The organism is Parapedobacter sp. SGR-10, from assembly GCF_011030405.1.
In the GTDB taxonomy this organism is placed as follows: Bacteria; Bacteroidota; Bacteroidia; order Sphingobacteriales; family Sphingobacteriaceae; genus Sphingobacterium.
Genome location: NZ_JAAJTJ010000008.1, coordinates 100,034 through 124,186, shown reverse-complemented (window position 1 = coordinate 124,186; position 24,153 = coordinate 100,034). Strand labels below are relative to the sequence as shown.

General features: G+C 45.8%; 24 protein-coding genes. 17 read left to right on the top strand and 7 right to left on the bottom strand.

Annotated elements, in window-relative coordinates:
* The first annotated feature begins 10 nt into the window (after nucleotides 1–10).
* Genes G5B00_RS08430 through G5B00_RS08420 form a run of 3 tightly spaced genes read left to right on the top strand, consistent with a single transcriptional unit; the run spans nucleotide 11 to nucleotide 3,708 of the window.
* Nucleotides 11–1,183: a hypothetical protein gene (locus tag G5B00_RS08430; RefSeq protein ID WP_163873405.1), complete on the top strand. Its 1,173-nt coding sequence runs from the start codon at nucleotides 11–13 to the stop codon at nucleotides 1,181–1,183.
* On the top strand, nucleotides 1,173–2,330 hold the full coding sequence (locus G5B00_RS08425) for a CapA family protein (protein ID WP_163873402.1): 1,158 nt from the start codon (nucleotides 1,173–1,175) through the stop codon (nucleotides 2,328–2,330). Before G5B00_RS08430 ends, G5B00_RS08425 begins: the two co-directional genes overlap by 11 nt.
* Complete coding sequence (locus G5B00_RS08420) at nucleotides 2,320–3,708, top strand: phenylacetate--CoA ligase family protein (protein ID WP_163873398.1); 1,389 nt, start codon at nucleotides 2,320–2,322, stop codon at nucleotides 3,706–3,708. Before G5B00_RS08425 ends, G5B00_RS08420 begins: the two co-directional genes overlap by 11 nt.
* A gap of 4 nt (nucleotides 3,709–3,712) precedes the next feature.
* Here the strand turns inward: G5B00_RS08420 and G5B00_RS08415 are convergent, their stop codons facing one another.
* Together G5B00_RS08415 and G5B00_RS08410 are read right to left on the bottom strand one after the other, a co-directional pair.
* Complete coding sequence (locus G5B00_RS08415; protein ID WP_163873395.1) at nucleotides 3,713–4,279, bottom strand: hypothetical protein; 567 nt, start codon at nucleotides 4,277–4,279, stop codon at nucleotides 3,713–3,715.
* Between the two features lie 159 nt (nucleotides 4,280–4,438).
* Nucleotides 4,439–4,987 (bottom strand): ORF6N domain-containing protein, encoded by a 549-nt coding sequence (locus tag G5B00_RS08410; RefSeq protein WP_163873392.1) that lies wholly within the window; start codon nucleotides 4,985–4,987, stop codon nucleotides 4,439–4,441.
* A gap of 218 nt (nucleotides 4,988–5,205) precedes the next feature.
* Between G5B00_RS08410 and G5B00_RS08405 the strand changes: the two genes are divergently transcribed.
* Complete coding sequence (locus G5B00_RS08405) at nucleotides 5,206–5,706, top strand: DUF2971 domain-containing protein (protein ID WP_163873389.1); 501 nt, start codon at nucleotides 5,206–5,208, stop codon at nucleotides 5,704–5,706.
* A 729-nt stretch (nucleotides 5,707–6,435) separates the two neighbouring features.
* Here G5B00_RS08405 and G5B00_RS08400 read toward each other — a convergent pair.
* Nucleotides 6,436–6,708, bottom strand: a complete 273-nt coding sequence (locus G5B00_RS08400) for a helix-turn-helix domain-containing protein (RefSeq protein WP_163873386.1) — start codon at nucleotides 6,706–6,708, stop codon at nucleotides 6,436–6,438.
* A gap of 555 nt (nucleotides 6,709–7,263) precedes the next feature.
* On the opposite strand from G5B00_RS08400, the gene G5B00_RS08395 reads away from it, so the two are divergent.
* From G5B00_RS08395 to G5B00_RS08385, 3 genes are read left to right on the top strand one after another with little or no spacing between them, the layout of a single operon-like run.
* Nucleotides 7,264–10,383, top strand: coding sequence for a SusC/RagA family TonB-linked outer membrane protein (locus G5B00_RS08395; protein WP_163873384.1), 3,120 nt, complete (start codon nucleotides 7,264–7,266; stop codon nucleotides 10,381–10,383).
* Nucleotides 10,384–10,394: 11 nt separating this feature from the next.
* Nucleotides 10,395–11,765, top strand: coding sequence for a RagB/SusD family nutrient uptake outer membrane protein (locus tag G5B00_RS08390; protein WP_163873380.1), 1,371 nt, complete (start codon nucleotides 10,395–10,397; stop codon nucleotides 11,763–11,765).
* Nucleotides 11,749–13,068, top strand: coding sequence for a TlpA family protein disulfide reductase (locus G5B00_RS08385; protein ID WP_163873376.1), 1,320 nt, complete (start codon nucleotides 11,749–11,751; stop codon nucleotides 13,066–13,068). Before G5B00_RS08390 ends, G5B00_RS08385 begins: the two co-directional genes overlap by 17 nt.
* A gap of 46 nt (nucleotides 13,069–13,114) precedes the next feature.
* Here the strand turns inward: G5B00_RS08385 and G5B00_RS08380 are convergent, their stop codons facing one another.
* The 4 genes from G5B00_RS08380 to G5B00_RS08365 all read right to left on the bottom strand — a co-directional run bounded on the left by G5B00_RS08380 (nucleotide 13,115) and on the right by G5B00_RS08365 (nucleotide 15,165).
* Entirely contained in the window at nucleotides 13,115–13,408 is a 294-nt protein-coding gene (locus G5B00_RS08380; protein ID WP_163873373.1) for a hypothetical protein, read from the bottom strand.
* A 44-nt stretch (nucleotides 13,409–13,452) separates the two neighbouring features.
* The gene (locus tag G5B00_RS08375; protein WP_163873369.1) at nucleotides 13,453–13,983 is read right to left on the bottom strand and encodes a MauE/DoxX family redox-associated membrane protein; all 531 of its coding nucleotides are present in this window, start codon (nucleotides 13,981–13,983) and stop codon (nucleotides 13,453–13,455) included.
* A 102-nt stretch (nucleotides 13,984–14,085) separates the two neighbouring features.
* On the bottom strand, nucleotides 14,086–14,730 hold the full coding sequence (locus G5B00_RS08370; RefSeq protein WP_163873366.1) for a Crp/Fnr family transcriptional regulator: 645 nt from the start codon (nucleotides 14,728–14,730) through the stop codon (nucleotides 14,086–14,088).
* Nucleotides 14,731–14,772: 42 nt separating this feature from the next.
* Nucleotides 14,773–15,165, bottom strand: coding sequence for a hypothetical protein (locus tag G5B00_RS08365; RefSeq protein ID WP_163873363.1), 393 nt, complete (start codon nucleotides 15,163–15,165; stop codon nucleotides 14,773–14,775).
* A 773-nt stretch (nucleotides 15,166–15,938) separates the two neighbouring features.
* On the opposite strand from G5B00_RS08365, the gene G5B00_RS08360 reads away from it, so the two are divergent.
* From G5B00_RS08360 to G5B00_RS08315, 10 genes are all read left to right on the top strand, one after another.
* Nucleotides 15,939–16,103 (top strand): hypothetical protein, encoded by a 165-nt coding sequence (locus tag G5B00_RS08360; RefSeq protein ID WP_163873360.1) that lies wholly within the window; start codon nucleotides 15,939–15,941, stop codon nucleotides 16,101–16,103.
* Nucleotides 16,104–16,334: 231 nt separating this feature from the next.
* Nucleotides 16,335–17,291 carry a hypothetical protein gene (locus G5B00_RS08355; protein WP_163873358.1) on the top strand — a complete coding sequence of 319 codons (957 nt, stop codon included), beginning with the start codon at nucleotides 16,335–16,337 and terminating at the stop codon, nucleotides 17,289–17,291.
* A 90-nt stretch (nucleotides 17,292–17,381) separates the two neighbouring features.
* Nucleotides 17,382–17,687 (top strand): helix-turn-helix domain-containing protein, encoded by a 306-nt coding sequence (locus G5B00_RS08350; RefSeq protein WP_163873356.1) that lies wholly within the window; start codon nucleotides 17,382–17,384, stop codon nucleotides 17,685–17,687.
* Nucleotides 17,684–18,025, top strand: coding sequence for a hypothetical protein (locus G5B00_RS08345; protein ID WP_163873353.1), 342 nt, complete (start codon nucleotides 17,684–17,686; stop codon nucleotides 18,023–18,025). Before G5B00_RS08350 ends, G5B00_RS08345 begins: the two co-directional genes overlap by 4 nt.
* A gap of 87 nt (nucleotides 18,026–18,112) precedes the next feature.
* Nucleotides 18,113–18,754, top strand: coding sequence for a DUF6266 family protein (locus tag G5B00_RS08340; RefSeq protein WP_163873350.1), 642 nt, complete (start codon nucleotides 18,113–18,115; stop codon nucleotides 18,752–18,754).
* Between the two features lie 100 nt (nucleotides 18,755–18,854).
* The gene (locus G5B00_RS08335) at nucleotides 18,855–19,295 is read left to right on the top strand and encodes a hypothetical protein (RefSeq protein WP_163873348.1); all 441 of its coding nucleotides are present in this window, start codon (nucleotides 18,855–18,857) and stop codon (nucleotides 19,293–19,295) included.
* Nucleotides 19,214–19,834 (top strand): CHAP domain-containing protein, encoded by a 621-nt coding sequence (locus tag G5B00_RS08330; RefSeq protein ID WP_205966365.1) that lies wholly within the window; start codon nucleotides 19,214–19,216, stop codon nucleotides 19,832–19,834. Before G5B00_RS08335 ends, G5B00_RS08330 begins: the two co-directional genes overlap by 82 nt.
* 94 nt (nucleotides 19,835–19,928) lie before the next feature.
* On the top strand, nucleotides 19,929–20,366 hold the full coding sequence (locus G5B00_RS08325) for a hypothetical protein (RefSeq protein ID WP_163873345.1): 438 nt from the start codon (nucleotides 19,929–19,931) through the stop codon (nucleotides 20,364–20,366).
* Between the two features lie 346 nt (nucleotides 20,367–20,712).
* Nucleotides 20,713–21,477: a polysaccharide biosynthesis/export family protein gene (locus tag G5B00_RS08320; protein WP_163873342.1), complete on the top strand. Its 765-nt coding sequence runs from the start codon at nucleotides 20,713–20,715 to the stop codon at nucleotides 21,475–21,477.
* Nucleotide 21,478: 1 nt separating this feature from the next.
* Nucleotides 21,479–23,866 carry a GumC family protein gene (locus G5B00_RS08315; protein ID WP_163873340.1) on the top strand — a complete coding sequence of 796 codons (2,388 nt, stop codon included), beginning with the start codon at nucleotides 21,479–21,481 and terminating at the stop codon, nucleotides 23,864–23,866.
* The last annotated feature ends 287 nt before the right edge of the window (nucleotides 23,867–24,153 follow it).

The window sequence follows — 24,153 nt, the reverse complement described above, 5'->3', positions numbered from 1 at the left end:
CCATTCGGAAATGATTATACTGGATATCCTGTTTTCTCTTATATTTATAGTGTGCGCATATCGTGTCAGGAATTTGTATGCTTTTAATGGAGGAGAGAAGAAGCTCATTTCGTTGATATTTGTCGTTCATACGTTGGTATGTTTTGTGGCTACACCTATTTTGTTTAATGGTGGAGATGCAAAGGGGTATTGGATGGTACCCAAATTATTCAGTTACGATCAAATATGGACAGCGGTTAAGGAGAATCCTCGACCTACACAAATCATGTACCTAATCAATTATTTTTTTGCGAACGTATTTGGGCTTTCCTTTCTGACGGGTATGCTGTTCTATTCCTTTTTGGGCATGTGGGGCTTTGTGCTGATATTGGCGACGATTAAGTCATTTATACCGGATCTTCGGGTGCTGCGGGGAGCTAAAGTATATGGTATCCCGGTTTATCCCCTTGTTTTTTTGTTGCCCAATATGCACTTCTGGTCCGTCGGTATTGGAAAAGACACGCTTTTGTTTTTTTCGGTATCCCTGTTTATGTATTCGTTGCTGGCCTTGGGCAAGCGTTTTGTGGGTATGCTGGTCGCTGTGGCTATCGCCTACTTTTTGCGCCCGCATGTCCTGCTGTTTATGGTAGCAGGCTTTGCGCTGCCCTATGTCTTCAGTTCCCGGTTCAATATCATCCAGAAAGTATTGATGGGCGGAGCAATGCTGGCCTTGTTTTTCCCATTGCTGAATAGTGTGCTGGCCTTTGCGAAGATAGAACAACTCTCTACGGAGCATCTGGAGTCCTTTCATGAGGGCAAGGCCGCAGCCCTGTCTGTTGCAGGATCGGGGATCGATCTTTCGGCACTTCCTTACCCTTTGCAAGTGCTGACTTTTTTGTTCCGCCCCCTATTCTTTGACGCACACAATGTATTGGCCATCGTAGCTTCTATCGAGAACCTTATACAGGTCTTTTTGGTGTTATTTTTCTTAAAAAATAGATTTATACGATTTATTCGTAAAGCTAATTTCCTAATTAAAGGAAGTTTTTTCTATTATATGATTGGTGCGATTGCTTTTGCACCGATGATGAGCAATCTGGGGATTATTATACGGGAAAAAAATATGCTGATGCCTGCCTTCTTGATTTTTGTGCTGGCAGCTATCCAATTCAAAAGACAACAACGGTATAGGTATGGAAGATAATATTGAGATTTTTATAGGTGGAGATTTTTGCCCTATAGGAAGAAATCACGAAGCTATTCGAAGGAAGCAGTACGATGTTCTATTTGATGGTATGGCGCAGTGTACGGCCGGCGCGGACCTGAAGATAATCAATCTTGAAGCTCCTCTGGTAAATTCTGCTTCTCCTATTGCCAAAAGTGGTCCGAATATCAAAGCAGACCCAGAGGCCATAGATGCGCTGGCATATTTAGGTGTCAACTTGGTCACTCTTGCGAACAATCATATTATGGATTATGGCAGGGAGGGCCTAGAGGAGACATTGAATGTCTGTAAAAAGGCAAACATCCATACGGTAGGAGCAGGTATGGACAGACAGCAGGCGAGACGCCCTTTTATATTCCATAAGGGGAATAAAAAAATCGCAGTTCTCAATTTTGCCGAAAATGAATTTAACCGGTTTGGCGAGAATGCTCCCGGTGCCAATGTCGTTGATCTGATCGCCAACTTTAATGATATCAAGGCGTGTAGAAATAAGGCAGATGTGGTGCTGATCGTGTGTCACGGTGGACGGGAACATTACCAATTGCCTACCCCCCGGCAACGGGAGAGGTATAGGTTTTATGCGGATGCAGGAGCTGATGTGGTTATTGGGCATCACAGCCATTGTTACAGTGGGTATGAAACGTATAACGGAACACCTATTTTCTACAGTTTGGGCAATTTTCTTTTTGATTATAAGAAGAAATATCAAAAAGGGTTATGGACAGAAGGCTTTACCTTAAAATTGTCTATCGATAATGGTAAAATCGATTTTCAATTAATTCCTTTTTTTCAAGGGCGAGAGGCTGATCCTAATATGCGGATTATGGAAAAAGAGGACAGAAAGATATTCTTTGATAGGATAGAAGTATTAAATAAGATTATCACGAATGATGAATTATTTTCGGATAGGTGGACTAGTTACCTGACTACCCAAAAGAAGTATTACCTTTCTATATTAAACACTCCTAATAAATATATCCGATTTTTAAAGTCAAGAGGGGTGTTGCCTCAGTTTGCCCTCAATAGGGAACATAGGAATGTTTTGCTAAATATTCTCCGATGTGAGACACACCATGAAATCATGACCAATATACTCGAAGTCAATTATTTGGATAATGAAAGATAAGATATACCGTATCCTTCCTGTCTTTTTGCAAGAGATTCTTATCTCTGTTTTCAACTTGTTGGCGTACAAAAAAAGATATGGACGGTATTACGTATCCTATTTGGAATTGTTTAAAAACAATGAAAATCTTTCGTTGGACGAATTGAAAAGAAAGCAGGCTGAAAGGTATAGGACGTTTATGGGATTTGTACAGGATAGATCACCTTTCTTTAAGAAAAGATTGTCGGAACTGAAATCGTTTGCCGATTTGGAGAATATTGCACAGATTCCCGTTCTCACAAAAGAAGAGCTAAGGAAAAATATAAATGATGTAGTTACCATAAAGCCCAATGAAAAAAAAATCGTATCCAAAACAGGCGGGACTACGGGAAAGTCGCTAAAGATATATTTTACAGAACGAAATATGCAGGAGCGATTTGCGATGTTGGATAATTTTAGAGCCCGATATGGATATGCATTGGGAAAGAAAACAGCTTGGTTCAGTGGTAAGGCACTGCTCACGGCAAAAGATGTGAAGAAAAGAAGATTTTGGAAAACGGATCATCTGCATAAGGTAAGATATTATTCTACTTTTCATGTGAAGGATGATTATCTCAAATATTATGTGGAAGATCTGATTAAGTATCAACCTGAATATCTGGTCGGTTTTCCTTCTACGATTTTGGAAATTGCCAGATATGGGCTGGAAAATGACTATAACTATCCCGAAAACACAGTTAAGGCTATTTTTCCTACAGCAGAGACCATTACGGCAGATATGAGGTCTGTTATTGAGGCTTTCTTTAAAGCGAGGATGTATAACCAGTATGCATCTTCTGAAGGAGCTCCGTTTATCTTTGAATGCGGAAAGGGAAATCTACACCTCGAGTTGCAGAGTGGTGTTTTTGAAGTGTTGGATCAACACGACATGCCAGCTCAAGCTGGCAGACTGGTTGTCACGTCTTTCACGACAGAAGGGACGCCTTTAGTTCGGTACGATATCGGAGACTCTATTGTGTTGGAAGATGAGAGCGTAACTTGTACCTGTGGTAATCACAATCCATTGGTGAGAGAAATACTTGGCAGAATAGATGACTTTGTCTTTTCTCCCGAGAATGGAAAAATAAACCTTGGAAACGTATCTAATACGTTGAAAGATACCAAAGGTATTCTCAAATTTCAGGTGGTTCAGAACTCATTAGAAAGTATTGATATTTATATTGTAGTAGATGAGACTGAGTATTCAGTAGATGTTGAAAGAAAATTTCTACAGAATTGGCAAGATAGGGTAGGGAATAAAATGCAGATCAACTTGCGTTATACAGATTCACTTTCAGTAGAAAACAGCGGAAAATTTAGAATAGTCAAGAATAACATAAAACATCTTATTGGAAATTAGAATGCTATAAATAAACACCATAAATTGCTGGATTAGTCAAAAGTCCAGCTATAATATTTGATGCTACATCAGCGCCAAAACCTTTTAGTTTATCAGATATTCTTTTCTTCTTGGATTCAGGTTCGTCTTTTCTATCATTAATTATTTCCTCGATCTCTTTGAGTTGCTTACCTGTCAGTTCATCTTTGATCGATCCCCAAATTATGTTCACGTTGACTGTTTGGTTCTGACTTTGATTTACAGAGATATTTATCGCATTATTATTTTCACGTTGTTTTGGTTTTGGAATTCCGAATGTTTCGAGGTCAGCCATAAAACCTTGAATTATTTCGTTGGCGTGTTTTTCGCAAAGCTTGCCGTTATTACCTCCGCCATATACCCCATTATGGGTTCCAAATGAGGCATAACTTCTAAACTTAATTTCTTTTATCTGTTCCTCTTGTTTGCTGTTGTCACCATAAATTCTTGTTACAATATTAATTGCCTTTGCCTGCCACGACTGTAAATCATGGTTAGAAGCAATAGTGGGCTTTTCAATTGCCCGTAAAGCTTGGATGTATTTTTCAATCATGTTATTTCAGTATTATAGATTACCTCCTCCGATAAACATTAGTATTCTTTTTGGTGGGATATGTTTTAGTCTCAATTTGGGGATGTTTATTCAACTCATTTTGTAGAGACACTTCTTTTATTTTCCATCCGAACTTCTCGAAATAAGCAACTATCCAGTTTATTTCTTCCCCCCAATTTCATATCCAATCCGTTTCCTTTTAGTGTCTGCTTGTTGTTTCTTGTCGGCCAGCTCATCAAGATATTGGAAAACTACTTCCATATTTTTATCTTGGTTATTGAGTTTCTTTTTTATTTGCTCAATTTCTAATCTTAGTTCGGAATAGGAGTTAAGGCTCCTTCGCAATTGTACAAATATCTCAATTAGCTTGATACTCATCCTCGTAGCCAGATCACTCTTCAATACGTTAGACAACATAAGCACGCCGTGTTCCGTAAATGCATATGGCAAAGCGCCACCAAGATGTTGACGTGAAGGTATCACATTTTGTGATACCATGATATCAACCTCTTCGTCCGTGAGTTGAAACATGAAGTGCTCGGGAAACTTCTCGATATTCCTCCTTACAGCTTGTTTGAGAGAACGTGTCTCTACACCATATAACTCAGCTAAATCCCTATCTAGCATGATATTTTCATGTCGTAGCATATATATCCTATCTGCCAATACTCCGTCAGGGACAATGATATCTTGGGTCTGCTTTGCCATAATCTATGGTATTGATTAGTATGTTTAATTTTATTGAGGTATCGCAAAATGCGATACCTTAAAACCTTATCATATATTGCAATCTTGAGGTCACAATCTATGACTTCAAGTTACTACCCCAAATATAACAAATATTTTAAAAAGCTAAAAAAATTAGCTAAACTATTGCTCTTAAAGAATCAATTGCTTAGCTTTGAGAAAAACAAACTGATTAGAACATGAGACTTTACCATTACACCACAATAGAAACATTAGCGCTGATTTTAGCTAACCGGACTATCCGGTTTACACGATTAGACCAATTAGATGATTTACATGAAGTTGGTATTTATAAAACTGAAATCACCAAACATTTTTTCGTCAGTTGTTGGACGCAAACTTTGGAAGAAAGTATTTCCCAATGGGCTATGTACGGTAGTAATAAGTGTGGGGTCATTGTGTGTTTAGATGTCAGTCATATTCAATTTCCCGATCTGGCTGGAATAACAGAAGACGGTTTATATGTGGTCCACAATGGAGTAACTATGGGAAAGCCAGTTAGAGTAAAGTACCTTTCGCTTCCAGAATTGAAGGCGAAAGCAGATAAAGTTGAGGATATAAATGAAGCTGGGGGTGTTTCTATAAATCATGAGGTAGGATATATCAAATCTAACCATTGGGCATTCCAAAACGAATATAGACTTTCCATACACGGCATGCAGGCCCACATGTATCAATAAGGCCCGCCCATCAGCAAGACTCGCATTATAAAGCGAGTTATGAGCAAAAAGCAATTTTTCAAAAACCTAATTACCGCCCCCGAATAGTTCGGCAAGCTATTCTATGTCGGTAAATGCTGCATTATCACAATTTTAAACCTTATTATAATACGTATTTTCAGCATTTCGGCGACCAATTCGTGAATTAACTTGATTAGACCAATGGCCTGGCATCTGGCCGGATAGGAGGGTTGGTAGCCTTCTAAAGCGTTGCCGGGATCGGAGGTCATTATGAAACCACAAAAAAATGAAGGATTTTTATGGTACTGGGCATTCTATGCCCAAAATATCACCCCATGTAGAGACGCAAGATTTATCTTCGATGAGCCCTTCGGGGTTTGCGTCTCTACGAAACCGACGAAAACCGCAATGTCAACGAAAAAGACGATTAAAACACACCTCCGCCGTACAACGCGGCGAGGTCGGTATCCCCCGATCCGTACAGATGTATCTGCGGATGTTTTTGTTTAACATACGTAGGGGCGAAACATCTTTCGCCCAAACATCTTTCGCCCAATCGTTACGGGCAAATGATCATTTAAGGGCAAAATATTTTTTGCCCCTACCATTGTTATTATGTTTCCTTTGTTTGTTAAATTCTGCCTTGGCATAATTCATCTACGGCTAGGCTAAACGATAGGCTTCTCCGGTAAAAAATCCCTTGGAGACATACCGAAGTGGTCGGCGAGTTTATTTTCTTTCTTTTCGGGTAGGCAAATATTTGGGAATTTCGAGTTTGAAATTAAATACCTCAAAGGGTTGAATCTCTAGAGCGCGACATACTGCTAATAAACCGCTTACGGAAATGTTATTCTTACCACGAATAATTCTGTACACTTGACTATAACTAAAGCCTGTTCGGTCTTGTATATCCTCCAACGTTATTTGTTTATCATTACAAATCTGCCAAAGCCTGTCCCTAATGAGTTGTAGCGCTTCCCTGTCAATGTATTGTTCTGCCATTCAACAAAATGAAGCTAAAAACACAAATTTTGTTATTCCAAATTTGGAATATTATATTTTTAATATTATCTTTGGGTATATAAATAGGACATTAAAAAGTCTCGACAGCAAATTCCGACAATTTGAATCAGAACGAGGCGGTAGTTTTAATGCCCATGTCGATATTTTGTGTACATTTGATACACGCTATAGCGCATGGGCGACTATCGTAAATCCGTTTCTGAAAGGCGTCGGAACCTTGCTGTGCGGTTGATAGGAGCCCAGCTATAGTTCCCTTACCAAAAGAGACTCACGATTATAACGTTGTGAGTATGAAAAAACAACTTTACAAAAACCTTATTTCCGCCCCCGAATAGTTCGGCAGGCTTCCATATAACGGTAAATGCTGCACGATTACAATTTTAAACCTTATTTATAAATACGCATTTTCAGCATTCCGATACCCCATTGACAATTAACTTATTAGACCGATGGCTTGGCATCTGGCCGGACAGGAGGGTTGGTAGCCTTCTAAAGCGTTGCCAGGATCGGAGGTCATTATGAAACCACAAAAAAATGAAGGATTTTTATGAGGGTGGGCATTCCATGCCCAAAATATCACCCCATGTAGAGACGCAATGCATTGCGTCTCTACGAAACGAACGAAAACCACAATGCCAACGAAAAAGACGATTAAAACACACGTCCGCCGTACAACGCGGTGAGGTCGGCATACCCCGATCGGTGCAGATGTATCTGCACATGTGGTTGCGTTCCATACGTAGGGGCGAAACATCTTTCGCCCAAACATCTTTCGCCCAATCGGTACGGACAAACAATCATTTATGGGCAAAATATTTTTTGCCCCTACCATTGTTATTATGTTTCCTGTGTTTGTTTAACCATGCCCGACCGCAGTCCCGAGCCCTGAGCGAAGTCGAAGGGTCTGGGGCTGCTCCCGGGCAGACCATCCGACAGATCAAGGACACCACCGATACCACGCTGGCCATTGACGAGGTGCAGGTCATCGGTTACGGGCAGACCACCAGGCGGTTCAACACGGGTAGTGTCGTGAGCATCTCGGCAAAGGAAATCGAGCAACAGCCCGTCACCAATGTACTGTCCGCATTGAGCGGCAGGATGCCCGGGGTATTCGTACAGACCACCAATGGACTGCCCGGCGGCAACATCAACATACAGATACGGGGGACAGGATCTATACAGGCAGGTACCGATCCGCTGTACATCATAGATGGTGTACCGTATGATGGGGAGGCGATCAATAAAGGAACGACCATATCGTCAGGTAGCATTGTGGGGGCGGTCAGTCCTTTAAACATCCTAAACCCAAATGATATAGAAAATATCACAGTGTTAAAAGATGCAGACGCTACGGCGATCTATGGTAGCCGCGGAAGCAATGGTGTCGTACTGATCACGACGAAAAAAGGCAAATCGGGAGGGACACGGGTAAATCTCGATATCGGTCATGGATTTAGCCAAGTCGCGGATCATCCCGAACTGCTCAGCTTAGAACAATATCTGGCATTGCGAAATGAAGCATTTGCAAACGACAACAGAGTACCGTCTGCCGATCCTGCATCGCCGGACTATGCCCCCGATCTTACCGTTTGGAGCCAGACAGAGGGTACAGATTGGTACGATTATATCTATGGAAACACAGCCAGCCTCACAAATACCCAGCTCTCGGTCTCAGGAGGAAACAGCAACACCGGTTTCAATATAGGCGGAAATTTCAGGACAGAGGGGACGATCCTGCGTGGAGACAATACCTATAGCAAGGGAGGACTGCGATCCAATATAAACCATCTTTCGGACAATGGCCGGTTCAAGATCAACCTTTCGTCCATTTATAACATGGACAAGAGCGATATGGCGAATCCGGCGAATAATGCCGGAGCGATGTTTTTGCTTGCACCCAACTATCCCTTGACAAATGATGATGGGAGCTTCAATTGGTATGTAGGCTCAAACTTAGAGGCTGAACTACTCGCAAGAGGCCATTCGGCGACGCACAATTTTGTTGGAAATCTTCTTGCCGGCTATACACTGCCGATGGGATTGGAGCTGAAAGTGAGCGGAGGGTATAACCGCAGGACATTGGACCAGAAACAGATATTTCCGGGCAGGTCATTGACCACAGGGATGACCAATTACACGTACTTCGGCGAAAATTCAGCGACTTCCTATATCGTCGAACCCCAGGCTGAATACAGAAAAGAATTTTCCACGTCCAAGTTGCAGGTATTGATCGGAGGTACCTATCAGTCCCGCGCTACGGATAGATTGTTCTTGCATGTATCGAACTTTACAAACGAGTCCTTAATGGAAAATCTGGCCTCGGCAGGGACGATGGACGCAAGGACCAATACTTTTACCGAATACAGATATGTCTCTGCATTTGGCCGTGCGACCTACAGCCTACAGGACAGATATATCGTTAATGTCACTGCAAGACGCGACGGGAGCAGCCGGTTCGGGCCCGGAAATCGCTTTGGCAACTTCTATTCCATAGGAGGTGCTTGGCTGTTCTCAAAAGAGAAGTGGTTCGGTCAGGACAATGGTTTTTTGAGTTTTGGGAAGTTAAGGGCAAGTTATGGCTTGACGGGCAACGACCAGATAAGTGACTACGAGTATCTGTCCACATATAGAACGAGAGGCTCAAACAGCTATCAGAATATAGCTATCTTGAGTCCGAGCCGGATATTCAACAGCCAGTTCCATTGGGAAGTGACCAGAAAATTTGAAGTAGCGACCGAATTGGGCTTTATAAAGGACAGGATACTCCTGACGGCCAACTATTACAAAAACCGTAGCAACAATCAACTTGTGGATTATCCATTGCCGCGAATCACAGGTTTTGCCAGTTATCAGGCCAATCTTCCGGCCACCGTTCAGAATACGGGATGGGAGTTTGACCTGAATGCACGCATACTAGAAGGCCCGCACTTTCGATGGACGGCCACGGCCAATATCACATTGCCAAAGAACAGGCTCGTCTCATTTGAAAACATCGAGAACAGCAGCTATGCGAATACCCATAAGATCGGTTATGATATAACAAGGGTCTACGGCTATCACCTTGTCGGTGTAGATGCAGAGACAGGTATTGGCCAGTTTGCGGATGAAGATGGACAGGTTTCGAATGGTGCAACTCCATATAGGTATCACACATTGGGCAAACGAACCCCTGATTTTTATGGGGGTATCGGAAACCAGTTTTCATATAAAAACATCCGGCTTAGTCTTTTTGGGCAGTTTGCGAGACAATCCCATTTTGGCAACCTCATGTTTAACCAATTCGGCTATCGCATATTTAACGGATATGCCATCCTTGGGGACAGGTGGAAAAATGTAGGCGATCAGACGACCATACCTAAGGTATCTTCAACCTACCGGAGCGATACAGGCAACTATGGTGAATCAAGTGGCAATTTCTTTACCGTACCATATTTCAGGCTGAAAAACGTTTCCCTGTCCTATTCCCTGCCGGGTACAGTCTCCAGAAGATTGGGCTGTCAATCGATCGGGGTTTCGGTGGAAGCACAGAACCTGTTGACCATCTGGGATAGCAATATCCCGGTTTTGGATCCGGAAATAGGTGGGAACAGTGCTTTTGCCGCAGCAGTTCCGCCGATCAAGTCAATATTTTTTGGAATAAAACTATCACTTTAAAGAAAAGTAAAATGAACAACTACAAGATAATACTGATCGCTTGCTCAGCCGTTTTTCTTATGGCATTGTCCGGCTGTTCAAAGCTATTGGAGGTGGAGACACCCAGAAACCAGCTTACTACGGACAAGGTTTTTGCAGATTCGCTGTCAGCTATCTCGGCATTGGGCAATGTATATTATACCCTTGCAAACGGCCTGAACACGAACTACAATAAATATATCAGCCTATACACGGATGAGTATGGATATACTGCGCTCAATGAAGAGTTTTACGATGGGCGTCTTTCGGCCAATAATGGTACAAACACCAATATATGGAGCACATTTTATGAAATCATATATTCCTGCAACGATATCCTGGAGCGGGCAAGCGATAGTGATGTATTAAATGAAAAAACAAAGAATATGCTGATAAATGAAGTCAAGTTTGTCCGTGCATTTTGCTACTATCACCTTTATACACTGTATGAAAACATCCCCCTGTTGTTGACAACTGACGTTGATGAAAACAGGACCGCTTCCCAAGTGGACAGTGTCGGCGTATTTTCTCAGATCATAGCAGATTTGACCGATGCCAAAAAGGGGCTTTCTGCCGATTATCCAAGCGGCGATAAAGTCAGGGCAAATAGGTGGTCAGCATGTGCATTGCTCGCGCAGGTGTACCTGTACCAACAGCGTTGGCAGGAAGCATTTGACGAAGCAGATGCTGTTTTAAATTCGGGAATGTACACACCTGTCAACGATATTGATGATGTTTTTTTGGCAAACAGCAGGGAAACGATTTTACAGCTATGGAGATTGAACGGATTCATCAGTGACGCTTCAACGTTGATTCCTTCTTCCCGGACATCTTTACCGAGGTTTATCGTCACGGATGCGCTATATGCGGCGTTTGAAAACGATGATCTTCGTCAGCGTAATTGGCTTGGCAAAAATGACGTGACCACCAATGGGGCAACACAATCCTATTGGTTTCCGTACAAATACAAGAATCGCTCAGCATCCAATACCACGCCGGAGTATCTCGTCGTGCTGCGGGCCAGTGAGCAGTACCTGGTCCGTGCCGAAGCTAAAGCCCATCTGGAAGATACAGAGGGAGCGATTGCCGATCTAAATGTTGTCAGAGCAAGAGCCGGACTTACGAACCTTGCCGACGATATGGACAAGGCAAGCTGTTTGGAAGCCATATACCAAGAGAGGCGGGTCGAACTGTTCGGAGAATGGGCAAAGCGGTTTGTCGACCTAAAAAGGATAGGAAGGCTGAACACTGTAATGGGAGCATACAAGGAGACATGGGTAGATGGCGAATCCGGAAGATTGCCAATCCCTGCGTCAGAACTAACGTATAACACTAATCTAGTACAAAATGAAGGCTATCACTAATATCATCGCCGTTTTCTTACTTTGTTTGTTGTCCATGGCCAATGTCTGCACAGCTCAAACCAATGAACTGGGCATCGGAGATAAAATTCCAGAACAGCTATGGCAAGAGCTGAACCTTGATTCGAAAGAGGGGTCGAAACCTACGATCATAAATTTTTGGGCGACATGGTGCCTGCCGTGTATCAAAGAACTGAAACTGTTGGATTCTATCCTAAAGGAAACGGACAGGATCAATATAGTCTCGGTCACTTATGAAGATGCCCAAAAAGTCGAGGCTTTCCTTGGGCGTAACGAGGATCTGAAGGGAGGGCGACTGAAGTTTGTCACGATGGATACCTCATGGATCAAATACTTCCCCCATCGGATATTGCCACATAATGTCTGGATAGATGCGGCAGGAACAGTACAATATATCACCGGAGGGGACTATATGGGCAGAGATAATATCCTTGCATTTATAGAGCGCAAACCGTTAAGGGTCAAAAACAAGAACGATATCACTAATTTTGATGTTTTCAAACCTTTTCACATGAGTGACAGTGAGTTTGAATATCGGTCTATTGTGACAAAGCGCATCGATGGAATCGTCAGTGGGCATACCGTTCAACCCGCAGGAGGATATGCCGACAAGCAAAAGATCGTACGGGTATTTCACTATAATGATTTGCTTAGCAGTATGTTGTGGATGGCTGTAGGTAGAGGGAGATCATCGAAAGATCACTATGGAAGGATGAGGATCGTGACCAGGGATTCATTACGTTTTTTTAATTCGTCAATGGCACCTATGAGCTTTAAAAGGTCAAAATATAATTCTCGCGACGAATTGAGAGCAGAGAACAATCACTGTTACGAGCTGAGGATGCCAAGACCTGTAAAAGATACGCTGTTTTATGCCTATATGCTGGACGATCTGAAAAGGATTTTTGACCTTGAGGTAGAAGTCGTTGAGGACAGTATCCTGTGCAGTATCATCACGGCGGACGACATGTCCATGCCAAGGCAGGACGAAAATGATTCGACGGTTTTAAAACTAGACGAGAACGGACTCGTTGCAAAGAACGTCAGCGTTTTGTTTCTTCTGGAATACCTTAACGAGCAATTGAAGGAGAATATAAGAGCCAAACCGGCAGACCCTCCGTTTATAGACCGTACGGGAGGAATGAGGATTAGTATCGATCTCGATTTTAGACAAAGGAAACTTACCTACGGGGAAATCAAGAAATTGATCGAAGTAAAACATGGCATCCATGTTCGACAGCAAAGAGATAGATATAAGATCACAATAATAAAGGATATGAGTTAGACTCATATCCTTGGTTTCGCGATTTTGGAGGATGTCGGTTAACACACTATTCCTCCAGTTTGATTTCGGCGGTGGCGGGTGATCCCGGATCGCCCGAAACGAGGGTTCCTGTTGCACATGTCTCCCCATCTCCGTCACATTCAAAGTAACCCTTGGCTGTCTCGGCCGTAGCATTGTCAAGAACTTCCGAAGGATGGTTAGGTGCATCCGGAGAGGACGTCCATCTGTACGTAGGGTCGGCAGGATTTGGCAGGTTAGAAAATGCATGTGCACCTGCTGCCATGCCACCCATCAGGATGGCACCCAGCAGGATTTTTGATTTTAAACGTAGCTTTTTCATGGCTATAAAAATTAAAGGGTTAAAAAATATAGGATTAAAAATTCCTAAGCAGTTTTGGATCGCCTCTTTTTCCGCTCATAGTAAACGGATAGGGCTAACAAGCAGACGAAGACGGCATTAAACAGCAGGTGTTCTGTCCAGTTCATTTTTGAGACTATCCCACCGCACGAACAGGGCAGCCGGACACCTGTCTGTATTTCCAATATCTTCATCCAAAGGATGTAGATTTCGAAGGATACCATCAGCAGTAGTGAACATATCAACCCCCAATAACGGGTTCTGTCTATAAAAAGTAAGCCTACCAGTACCAGTTCAACCAATGGTATTGCGCGCCCGATAAAAGGAGCCCACGATTGCATGAAGGGTAGGGGTACACGGCGCATCTGAAAGACGAACTTGTCATACTCCAATAGCTTGCTCACCGCAGTGTACATAAAAAGCAGTATCGTAAGCAGTACGGTACAGGTGATGAGGGTTTGCTTTGTGTTCAGGGATCTGGCTGTCCTCCATCGGGAAGACAGCCAGTCCCCTGATCGTTGGCTTCGTGATCGTGTATGTATATCGACAGTTTTCATAAATGTTGCCTTTTATTGAATATCTACATTTCAAAGGTCGAAATACATTATGGTCGTTTTTGGCGTCAATGGTGACACTGTTTTTGGGTGTGTTTTGTAGATTTACAGATTTTTGTATCCCCGTAGTACCGTCGACAGGGAGATGCCCAATAGATCAGCTACCTCGGCATGTTTTAATGTCTGGAAAAGGTCGGGCATCTGCGTGATAAAATGTTGATAGCACAGGTAGGGTTTATGGCCGTGTGTGACCGATCGCAGTCTGGCTAGCTGTTTTCGCTTCTTATTGCCCAGTACATCGATCAGGGTGTCGATATGTGGTTCTCTTTCCTTAAAATCCTTGATCGCACGATAGGGAATTTCTATGATGATACTGTTTGATCGCAGTACCACGATATCCCCTTTACTCGGCGTACGGCTGTACAGGTGATCTGTCGTCATCAGCGCCATACCCGGCAGTGCCACGCTCAGGATCTGCCGCTTTCCCTTGTCGTTGTAGCGCACACGGGCGAGCAGTCCGCGTGCGACGAGGTAGACGTTCTTTTGGCGTTCGCCCTCGAGGTATAGTGCCTGACCTTTGCGCAGGCTGTCCGGGACACGGATATGCTGCTTTGCCCAGTCCGTATGCCAGGGCTCGAGCGTGCAGTACCTGGACCAATAGCTGATCAGAAAGCACAGTCCGGGATTGTTGGCACGTAGTGTGGACATGGCGGGGGGATAATAGGGCTGTACAACAAAACCAACCGCCATGGGATTCGGTACATGGCGGTGGTGTAGCGCAAAATAAAAGTCCTAATCCCTGTACAGGATCCGGATGTCGAGTCCGGTCTCTTCGTCCAGGGCATGGGTGTCCATGTTGTAGACCTGCCGCTTCTTGGGGAAGATGATGAAATCCTTGTCACGGGGCTCATGGTGTCGGGCGGACACCGTCGGCTCTTTGAAGAAAGCGATCAGGCTCCCGCTCGCCCACGTGTCGGCGATGTGGTCTGCCACGTGCTGGCGGAATGCGGCCGGCATGTCATCCAGCTGTTGGAGCTGCGAAGCACTGAGGTCAAAATGCGCAGCCATCCATGCCCGGAAGTCGTCGCGGATAGCCTGTAGTTCCAGCTCCCGTTCGTTCGTGGGAAGCGAGAGCAGGGCAGCCTGTACGGAGGCCACGCCTGCATTGTCAAAGGTGTGTTTCATTTTCTGTGTTTTTTTTAGTTTATAATCAATTCATGTGTTGCAACACGCTGCAAATAAAAGCAAGTCCGAAAAAGTACACAAAGCAAATCACGACAAGTCGGTAGGTTTGGCCGACGAGTCGGTAGATTTGTGGAAAAACACGGTAAGGTCGTACGTCACGATAGCGCACGGGGTATTATTCGTATGCCACCCAGGCATACCTACATAAGTGGGAGAAAGAAACCAGGTATGGCATCTTATTGTAGTCTAGGGATAGGCTAAAAACGGAGGGTTAATTTAGTCAGTTTTTCTTTGTCCTCATGCCGGACGGGCAGGTACTTTTTATTCGTGAGTGTCTGTTTTCATTGGCACTCATGCTACTTCGTGGTTTCCGCTAAAAAGTACCCAAAAAACTCGCCGCTTCGGACATTTGACACAATGTTAGTGCATCATCCTGCTATTGTCAAATATCCGGAGGCGGCATTTTAAGTATTTGTACGGACAGTGCTTTTAGTATAGGCTCTTGTTGATGCACTATCCTCAAAAACGACCTTGATTCATTTGGACAGCAAGCCCGTGGAACTCCTGTCTTTCTGTCCGTACATTTTGCACAATGCAAGTCATACAAGTCCAGTGTGTAGGGTTTGGAGGAGTGGAGACCTCGTATGACGCTTCTTACGCTGGCTTGCAGACAACGTATTGATGTGCAGGTAAAGCCAAGCGTTGTGGACTGCGCACGCCCATTTCACCAGCATCGGCAGGAATAGCCCTGCAACGGGAGACTGAGCGGTGGGATGCCCCTAGCTCCGTTCAGTTTTGTCTATGGGATTGAGGGCAAAGGCCCTAGGGAGACAAAACCAAGGGCAGCAGTTGCAGGGCTATTGAGCCTCGGAATTGTGCGGCAGGATGCCTTGAAATGGGCACAGCACCTTGGTCCTTGGGTGCTTTCCAAGGACTAGGCCCGTCTGGCTATGAAGACGGAGAGGAAGTGGGGTGGAATAAACAGGATTTAATTGAATAAAATAACCCTCCGTTTTTACCATTATAATACAGACAAAATAGATGCGTTTGCCTTTCAGGCAGAGAGGTTGTTTTTTAATTGTAATAATTACAATTGGGGAAATAAAATTGCTTTATAAGTTGTTTTTTGCTATCTTGTGAATTGTTCGCAAACAAACCTCTAACCGAGCATGAGAGCATTGGCAGCAAAGACACTTGTGGGATCGGTCGTTGTCGCTTACCTGATCAATACCAACACCAAGTTCTGGAGATTTGGGCACTACCTGTCTGCACCTTCCTTTTGGCTTTTCTGGATAGTAACCATTGCACTGCTGTGGGGATACATCGTCTGGATATCCCTGAGCTACTACTTTTTCTTTGTATTCCGTATAGACCAAAGGCTGCATGAAAGACACGGATGGTACGATGTTGGCTACTTTGCGGTTGCTATCCTGCCGATCGTGCTGCTGCACCTGTTCATGCTGCATATCGTATTCATGCAGCAGCAGCTGACCCTTTGGCAGGCGGGCTATCTGAAAAGCGGCTTGTGGATATTCCTGGCCTGCGTGGGCGGCTACGCGGCCATGGTCTACCGTCGTCCCGGCGATGCCCTGTTTTTGCGGCTGATCGACCGGATCGTATCGGGCGTAGTCAGGTTTGTACTGCGGCACTATACACGAAAGGAGGATGAGGAGGTAAAGGCCATACCGCCCGAGGCTTCGGCCGGGCCTATCCCTCTGTCATTTGCCGCACCTAAGGATCCCAGGCCGCAGGTCGTGCTGTATACGATATTGTTTGCACGGTTCAGTAGGCAGGGATCCGTACTTTATCTTATATCCGGAGAGAAGGTCTACGGGACACACACCCGGAGCATCCTTCGCGAGTGGCCGGTAGGCGACTGGTTCGTGCAGATACGCAAAGGCTTCTATGTCAACATGTGGCATGTAGGCCATTCGGCACGGTCGAAGTACCGGCTCCAACTGGATACCGAAGTGATGGACTCCTTTGCGGCGGGTATGGATATCGATGACCTGGAGGCGGCGTCGATGCTCAACGTCAGTAAAGATCTAAGAAAGAATGTAGCGCAACATTTTGAACATAGACATCTTTTGGTGCAGGTGGGATGGGACAGCACGGTCGCTTGTTGATATCCCGTATCTCGCCAAAAGACAAATCAGTAAACCTAAGATTATAGTGAAATGTGGGATTCGGCCTATGATCGCTTAATCTAATTTATCATGGCTAATCTATTTCATCTGCTTCAACGGGTCTGTCTCCTGTTGGAAGCTATCTACCAATTGTTGAAAGATGCATCTCTTACTTTGTCTGTCCGGCAGGACGAAAAAGTCGTGTCCGGGACTAAGGCAAGGCCTTTGTTGAGTGTCGTCGAGGTCATGGATATACTGGGGATATCCCGCTCGACCTACTATCGTTTTGTCAAGGAGGGTCGGCTATTGCCCCGTATACTTGGTAATCGCCACTACTACTATCTCGAAGATCTGGAGGAACAGATCCGCGAAAGCAAGCGTAGGGGTAGGATATGATGCACTGCGCCTTCGGGCTGGCTTCGGGTAGGGATCGTGGATCGTTCGGGATAGGTTTGGCCTTGCTCCGGTACTGCCTCCGGACTCGTTCGACTGTTGTTCGGCATGGCTTCGGGTGGGCTTCGACTCCGACCCGAAGCGCAGCCGAAGACTTGCCGAACGTGACCCGAAGATGGGCCGAAGCAGTCTCGGAGAGGACCCGAACAAATCTCGAAGTATTGTCGGAGCAGACCCGAATATCTGATGCCCTTCAAGCTGATAACGAGCTGCTTTTTTTGAGACAGACTGTCCTATATAGGCCTAAATTGTCCCAAATTGTTCCAAAAGTTTACCAGTGACCGGTCGCCTTTTACCTTAGCCCTTGATATCAAAAACAACGCCTTAGCATGCAGGCAAATGGTTTAACATTTTAAAAAAAAAGAACAATGGCAAGATTTTTAAAAGGAATTCATGGAGCCTATTCGGGAAAGGTGGGCAACGTGATAGGGAGCAACTGGCGCAATGTAGATTATGTACGCAGTTTGGCCAGGCCAAGCAAGAGAAATGCTTCCGAAGATCAATTGGCACAGCAGGCACGTTTTCGGCTGGCTGTCGCTTTTCTGTCACCGATCATGGACCTGCTCAATCTGGGCTATTCGGATGTCCAGCAGTCCAAGTCCACCGGGTACAACAAGGCGATGCAGTATCTGCTGAAGCATGGCATCGTGGGCGACTACCCCGATTTTGAGCTGGACTATGCGGCCGTAAGCATCGCCAGGGGAAGTCTGGGCAACCTCATGGGCGTGCAATGGCAGGAGACCGCACCGCGGGAGATCAGCATGACCTGGGATACGGTGACCAACCGTTTCAATGCCTTTGGCGACGACTCGGTCATCCTGCTGCTGTACAATGTCGAAAGGACCTTCTTCAGTATACTGGAGTCGGGCACCCGGGCAGATGGCCAGCTGGACTTCCAGCTGCCGGATGTATATGCAGGTGACCGCATCGTAGGGTGGGTATTTACCGGCCACCGCAACGGGGTCAAGACCTCGGCCAGTCACTACCTCGGCGAGATCACCCTGTCGTAATCAGGATCGGCATCACGTAGAGACGCAATGCTTTGCGTCTCTACAAATTTACAATTTCACATCGGGCGTATACGATACGTCCCAACAAATATCAAAAAAAATGAATACACTACAACATCAGACCTCATGGTTTGTCCGGGACAGATCAGAGAAAATGAAACTGCCTTTACCGGGCTATATGGACATACATCGCTTCTTAAGATGGGCAAAAGATGTTTTGCCCCTACAGGTTGGTCTCCTGATCGGTTTATTGACCCTCTTTGTCGTGTCCGGCCCGATCCTGCAAATGCTTGATCCTGCTGCGGGCATATTGGACATCGGTATACTGTCCGTACTACTGTTTGGTCTTATTGGCGGCTTTGTCGCCATCCTGTGCAGCCTGTGGTTGCAGGAACTGCTCTGGCAGCCTTTCAAGGTATTCAGAAAACAATTTCGTTCACATTTCAACCAACTATCATCATGGCAACAGTGTATCCTTTATTTTTCGGTCTTCTTCTTATTGCTGTATGCAGTGCTGTGGGGACTGGCAATCGCTATGTAGAGACGCAATGCACTGTGTCCGACTACTGGCGGATTGCGTCTCTACGAGATAGAATCCTCCACATCGCCCAAAACGAAATCGGCGTACGCGAGGCCACAGGCCATAACGATGGCAAAAGGGTAGAAGAATACCTGCGGTACACCCATCTGGGCAAAGGCCATCAGTGGTGCGCTGCCTTTGTATCCTGGTGCTACGGACAGGCCGGGCTATCCCAACCCCGCAACCCCTGGAGCCCGGCACTGTTCCCTAAGGCGAGGACGTATGGCGCAATGCGATCTACATCAGCGACCATCGTAGAGACGCAAAGCTTGTCCCGAATTTTCGGGGATGTTGCGTCTCTACAAAATAACATACACTACGCCGACATTTTCGGCATCTACAGCCCCACCGCCAGACGTATCAACCATGTTGGCTTGGTCAAAGGTGTGCAGGAGCAATACCTGATCACGATTGAAGGTAACAGCAGCGATAAGGTAGAATCCCGGCGGAGACATCTTTCTACAATATATGCTTTGGCGGATTGGATAGGGGATAACTGAGAGAAGAGTGGACAGTTACGGGATGCGGGATTATGGATTACGATTATAAATTATAGAATTAATGTTGGATATCATGTTTTTAAACAGCAAAACAATGAAACGGATCACGTGCTTCAGTATGATTATCTTGATTTTTGGTGCTTGCCGGTCATTTAGGGAAAGCCGTATCACAGGCTATTCGGCAGCCGATCGGCAGTACCGGCGGGAAGAACAGCATCATACCCTATTGTTTCGGCAACAGGATAGTGCCTCCCATTCCTGGCATTTTAGGACCGATAGCCTTTTTTATTTTCATCCGGATAGTGGGCTGTATGGTTGGTCGGGATCACTCCGGGTAGCAGGAGGCCGGAAACGGGACTTTTCGTGCATGCAAACCGCAGATAGCGTCTATATGCAATCTCAGGCAGCAGAATCCACGTGGATGGGTATGATCAAAAAAACGAGTAGATGGCATGTCGGTTTTGTGGTTTGGGGCGGGCTGCTGTTTTTTATCCTCGTGGTATGGGCACGGAGTGTAAGGCGTTGGTTTTGAGAGAGGGGATGGGAGACTGGGAGACTTGGGGAGAGGGAGATTGGGAGAGAGGGAGACTTGGGGTAAATTATGAATTAAGATTGACAATTTACGGTTAAGCTTTAAACCTCGAACAGGGAGGCGGGGCTGGGTCGGACTATCAAAAAATTCCTGAGCTTGATGGACAGTTGGAGCAATAAATGTATATTTGTGGGGTGCGAGGTGCGGGATACGAGGTTAGAGGACAGTTGAAAGAGGACAGGGTACAGTTGAGGGGGGGGAGGATTTACGAATTACGATTTCAGATTGACGATTAGTAGTTAAGCGATTAAGCGAAAGCAATGAATAACAAAAATACAATCTCCAAATGAGGAATTATCTATTACCTATATGCGTTGCATTTGTCTCAGCATTACTGCTGGTCAGTTCCTGTGCATCCCGAAAGGATGTGATCTATTTCCAGCAAAACCAATCTGTGCTGGATTCAGCTTTTTCGGTCGATTACGTCAGGATCAAGCCTATGGACCGGCTGCGTATCAATGTGTCGGGCCCGGATGAAGCGGCCATTGCCCCTTTTCGGGTCAATACGACACAAGGTGGCGGAGGTGGGGCCACAAACCAGATCCTGTACACTGTCGATCATGGGGGCAATGTGGTATTGCCGTATCTGGGAGCTGTTCATGTAGCGGGCAAGACCCGCCTGCAGACGGTGGAGTCTATTCGCGAAGCGCTGAAACGTTATGTCAACGATCCCATAATCGATGTGCAGATCGAGAATTTCCGTGTGACAATTCTGGGAGATATCGGTGCGCAGGTGATTGATCTCAGCGACAACGACCGACCGACGATACTGGATGCGATAGCGATGTCCGGTGATCTGAAGATCACGGCCAGGCGCAACGATATCCTCGTCATCCGGGAGGAAGGAGCCCAACGCCGTTCATACCGGCTGGATATCCGGGACGCCGGTATACTGAATTCACCTGCTTATTACCTCACCCAGAATGATATCATCTATGTGGAACCGAACACGACGGGTATACAGGGCAACCGACGTCCGTGGTACCTATCTTTGGGTATGACGGTGATAGGGGCAGGATTGACCATTTACAACCTCTTTAATCTGAAGTAATATGCAAGATACGCAGCAAAATAGGGGCTACAGCCACAGGGAGGATGCCGATGAATCGATCGATATCCGCCAGCTTGTCGAGCAGTACGGCTATTATTGGAAATGGGTCGTGGCGGCGGTGGTACTGGCCCTGTGCATCGCGCATCTATACCTGCGCTATACGGAGCGTACATACGCGGCTTCGGCCAAGGTCATGGTTCTGGACAAAGAAAATGCACCCTCGGAACTGATGGCCTTGGGAACCTTGGCACCGCTCAATTCAAATACGGCATTGGATGACCAGATACAAATCATACGTTCCAGTAAGCTGATGCAGGAAGTCGTACGGAAAAATAAGTTTTACATCACCTACCATGAGATGGGGCGGATCAACCATAAGGAGCTTTTGGCCGATGCTCTTCCCTTCTCGCTAGAGATCTTGGACAAAACAGAAGCGCAGCAGGAGGAACTGACATTGGATATCAAGCTCAGCTTTGGCAAGGATAGTGATCTGACGGTCAATCAGGGTAATAACGGTATAACAGCAGTTGTTGGAAAGCCGTTTGCCGTGGACGGTGTAAAGCTACTGGTCTCTCCCATGGATGGCAAACCTACAGCCGGCCGACATTTCTTGGTGACTATACGGCCGCTAGTGAGCACGGCCAATGAGCTGAAAGGTACATTGACAGTAGGTAGAGCGGAGAAAAGCAATACCATACTGAATTTTGGTTATACATCTTTCTCGCAAGAAAAGGCCGAAATAATCCTTCGGGATCTGATCCAGGCGTATGACCGGGATCTGAGCAACGACAAAAACAAGGTGACGGCAGCCTCCACGAGCTTTATCAACGAACGGGTAAACCTGATTACCGAGGATCTGCAGCGTGTCGATAAGCGGGTGGAAGATTTCAAGACGAGCAATAAGATAGTCGATGTGGAGACCAGTGCAGGTATCGCACAAGGGGAGTTGACTACTTTTGAAAAGCAATTGTTCGATCTGCAGTTCCAACAGCAGCTGATCCGCTATATCCGTGCCGAAGTGCAAAAGAAGAGCATGAAGATCCTGCCGGAGAATCTGGGTATACAATCTGCAGAGGTCACGACTGCCGTTGCCAATCTCAACAGGCTGCTGCTCGAGCGGGAAAGCCTGCTCAAGTCTGCTACGGAGGAAAACCCCGTGGTCGTCAGATTGAACGAACAGATCGGTCTGCTGTATCACAACCTTCAGGCGTCTATAGAAAATGCTTTGGAAGTCAATACGCTGGGTGTGCGCAATGTGGAGAATAGGTTGCGCAGCCTGCGTTCGGATCTCGGTTCCGTGCCGCGCAACGAGAATGATTTCAAAAGCATCGCACGGCAGCAGCAGATTGTGGAAGCCATGTACCTGTTTCTGTTGCAGAAGAGGGAAGAAATGGAGATCGCCGCTTCGGCCAAACCCGAGAATATCAAGATCATCGAACCGGCCAAAGGATATGGCCCTATCGCCCCTGTGGCGCGCAATTATTACCTGATCGGATTGGTCGTAGGTATCGTCCTGCCGATCGGCATATTGTTTGTCAAGTTCATGCTGGACAACAAGATCCACAGCCGCAAAGATATTGAAGACAGATTCTCTGCACCTGTATTAGGTGAGTTGCCGACCTCGGAAGAACCCATTGTCAAGGAAAACGACCGAAGCTCGCTGGCCGAGGCGTTCCGTATCCTGCGGACCAATATTAGCTTTATGTTGGGCGTAAAAAAGGATACTGCCGTGATCTTTGTGACCTCTACTACTTCCGGAGAAGGCAAGTCCTTCGTTGCGACCAATCTCTCGCGCATCCTGTCCATGTCGGGCAAACGCGTACTATTGATCGGTGCGGATATCCGCAGTCCGAAGGTGCTGGATTATCTGGGGCTGTCCTATCTGCAGCATACCAATGTAGGTATCACGCAGTACCTGGTCAATCCGGATATGGATATACACAATATCATCATCCGAAAGCCGGAAGGCTATAACTTTGACATCATATATTCGGGCTATGTGGCCCCAAATCCGGCCGAGCTGCTGATGAACGGGCATTTTGATGATATCATCGCCTTTGGACGTGAGCACTACGACTATGTATTGGTGGATACGGCACCGGTGGGTCTGGTGACGGACACCTTGCTCATCGCGCATAATGCTGACCTGACGATATATGTCACCCGGGCAAACTTCCTCGATAAACGTCTGCTGAATATACCCAAGGAATTGTACGAAGAGGGTAAACTCAAGAATATGGCTGTCGTGTTGAATGATGTTGACTTTGCGAGAGGGTACGGCTATGGATATGGTTACGGATACGGCTATGGTGATCAGCACAGCAGGTCGCTACGGGAGCGGTTAAAGCAACGGGTGGCAGGATGGTTTAAGCCGAAGAAAGTGGAGTAGTGTGGGTTGCGAGGTGCGGAGACTGGGGGAAGGGGAGACGAGGGGACTGTTGATAATGAAGGGGTGCGAGGTACGTGTTGCGGGGTTCGAGGAGGGGAGACTGGGGGAAAGGGAGACGGGGGACTTGGGGACTGGAGAGAGGCGGATTATGAATTAGGGTTTTTTAGATTGACGGTCCAACAGTTGAATGATCGAACTTTAAACCTTAGATAGCATCCCTTATCCATATTTTTGCGATCGGCATTCGTGAATACAAAGCATTTTATTTAGGTTTGTGAACTGCAATA

Coding starts and splice junctions, on each gene's coding strand:
- G5B00_RS08430 (WP_163873405.1), top strand. CDS start 11: ATGATTATACTGGATATCCTGTTTTCTCTTATATTTATAGTGTGCGCA.
- G5B00_RS08425 (WP_163873402.1), top strand. CDS start 1,173: ATGGAAGATAATATTGAGATTTTTATAGGTGGAGATTTTTGCCCTATA.
- G5B00_RS08420 (WP_163873398.1), top strand. CDS start 2,320: ATGAAAGATAAGATATACCGTATCCTTCCTGTCTTTTTGCAAGAGATT.
- G5B00_RS08415 (WP_163873395.1), bottom strand. CDS start 4,279: ATGATTGAAAAATACATCCAAGCTTTACGGGCAATTGAAAAGCCCACT.
- G5B00_RS08410 (WP_163873392.1), bottom strand. CDS start 4,987: ATGGCAAAGCAGACCCAAGATATCATTGTCCCTGACGGAGTATTGGCA.
- G5B00_RS08405 (WP_163873389.1), top strand. CDS start 5,206: ATGAGACTTTACCATTACACCACAATAGAAACATTAGCGCTGATTTTA.
- G5B00_RS08400 (WP_163873386.1), bottom strand. CDS start 6,708: ATGGCAGAACAATACATTGACAGGGAAGCGCTACAACTCATTAGGGAC.
- G5B00_RS08395 (WP_163873384.1), top strand. CDS start 7,264: ATGAAGGATTTTTATGAGGGTGGGCATTCCATGCCCAAAATATCACCC.
- G5B00_RS08390 (WP_163873380.1), top strand. CDS start 10,395: ATGAACAACTACAAGATAATACTGATCGCTTGCTCAGCCGTTTTTCTT.
- G5B00_RS08385 (WP_163873376.1), top strand. CDS start 11,749: ATGAAGGCTATCACTAATATCATCGCCGTTTTCTTACTTTGTTTGTTG.
- G5B00_RS08380 (WP_163873373.1), bottom strand. CDS start 13,408: ATGAAAAAGCTACGTTTAAAATCAAAAATCCTGCTGGGTGCCATCCTG.
- G5B00_RS08375 (WP_163873369.1), bottom strand. CDS start 13,983: ATGAAAACTGTCGATATACATACACGATCACGAAGCCAACGATCAGGG.
- G5B00_RS08370 (WP_163873366.1), bottom strand. CDS start 14,730: ATGGCGGTTGGTTTTGTTGTACAGCCCTATTATCCCCCCGCCATGTCC.
- G5B00_RS08365 (WP_163873363.1), bottom strand. CDS start 15,165: ATGAAACACACCTTTGACAATGCAGGCGTGGCCTCCGTACAGGCTGCC.
- G5B00_RS08360 (WP_163873360.1), top strand. CDS start 15,939: ATGCCCCTAGCTCCGTTCAGTTTTGTCTATGGGATTGAGGGCAAAGGC.
- G5B00_RS08355 (WP_163873358.1), top strand. CDS start 16,335: ATGAGAGCATTGGCAGCAAAGACACTTGTGGGATCGGTCGTTGTCGCT.
- G5B00_RS08350 (WP_163873356.1), top strand. CDS start 17,382: ATGGCTAATCTATTTCATCTGCTTCAACGGGTCTGTCTCCTGTTGGAA.
- G5B00_RS08345 (WP_163873353.1), top strand. CDS start 17,684: ATGATGCACTGCGCCTTCGGGCTGGCTTCGGGTAGGGATCGTGGATCG.
- G5B00_RS08340 (WP_163873350.1), top strand. CDS start 18,113: ATGGCAAGATTTTTAAAAGGAATTCATGGAGCCTATTCGGGAAAGGTG.
- G5B00_RS08335 (WP_163873348.1), top strand. CDS start 18,855: ATGAATACACTACAACATCAGACCTCATGGTTTGTCCGGGACAGATCA.
- G5B00_RS08330 (WP_205966365.1), top strand. CDS start 19,214: ATGGCAACAGTGTATCCTTTATTTTTCGGTCTTCTTCTTATTGCTGTA.
- G5B00_RS08325 (WP_163873345.1), top strand. CDS start 19,929: ATGAAACGGATCACGTGCTTCAGTATGATTATCTTGATTTTTGGTGCT.
- G5B00_RS08320 (WP_163873342.1), top strand. CDS start 20,713: ATGAGGAATTATCTATTACCTATATGCGTTGCATTTGTCTCAGCATTA.
- G5B00_RS08315 (WP_163873340.1), top strand. CDS start 21,479: ATGCAAGATACGCAGCAAAATAGGGGCTACAGCCACAGGGAGGATGCC.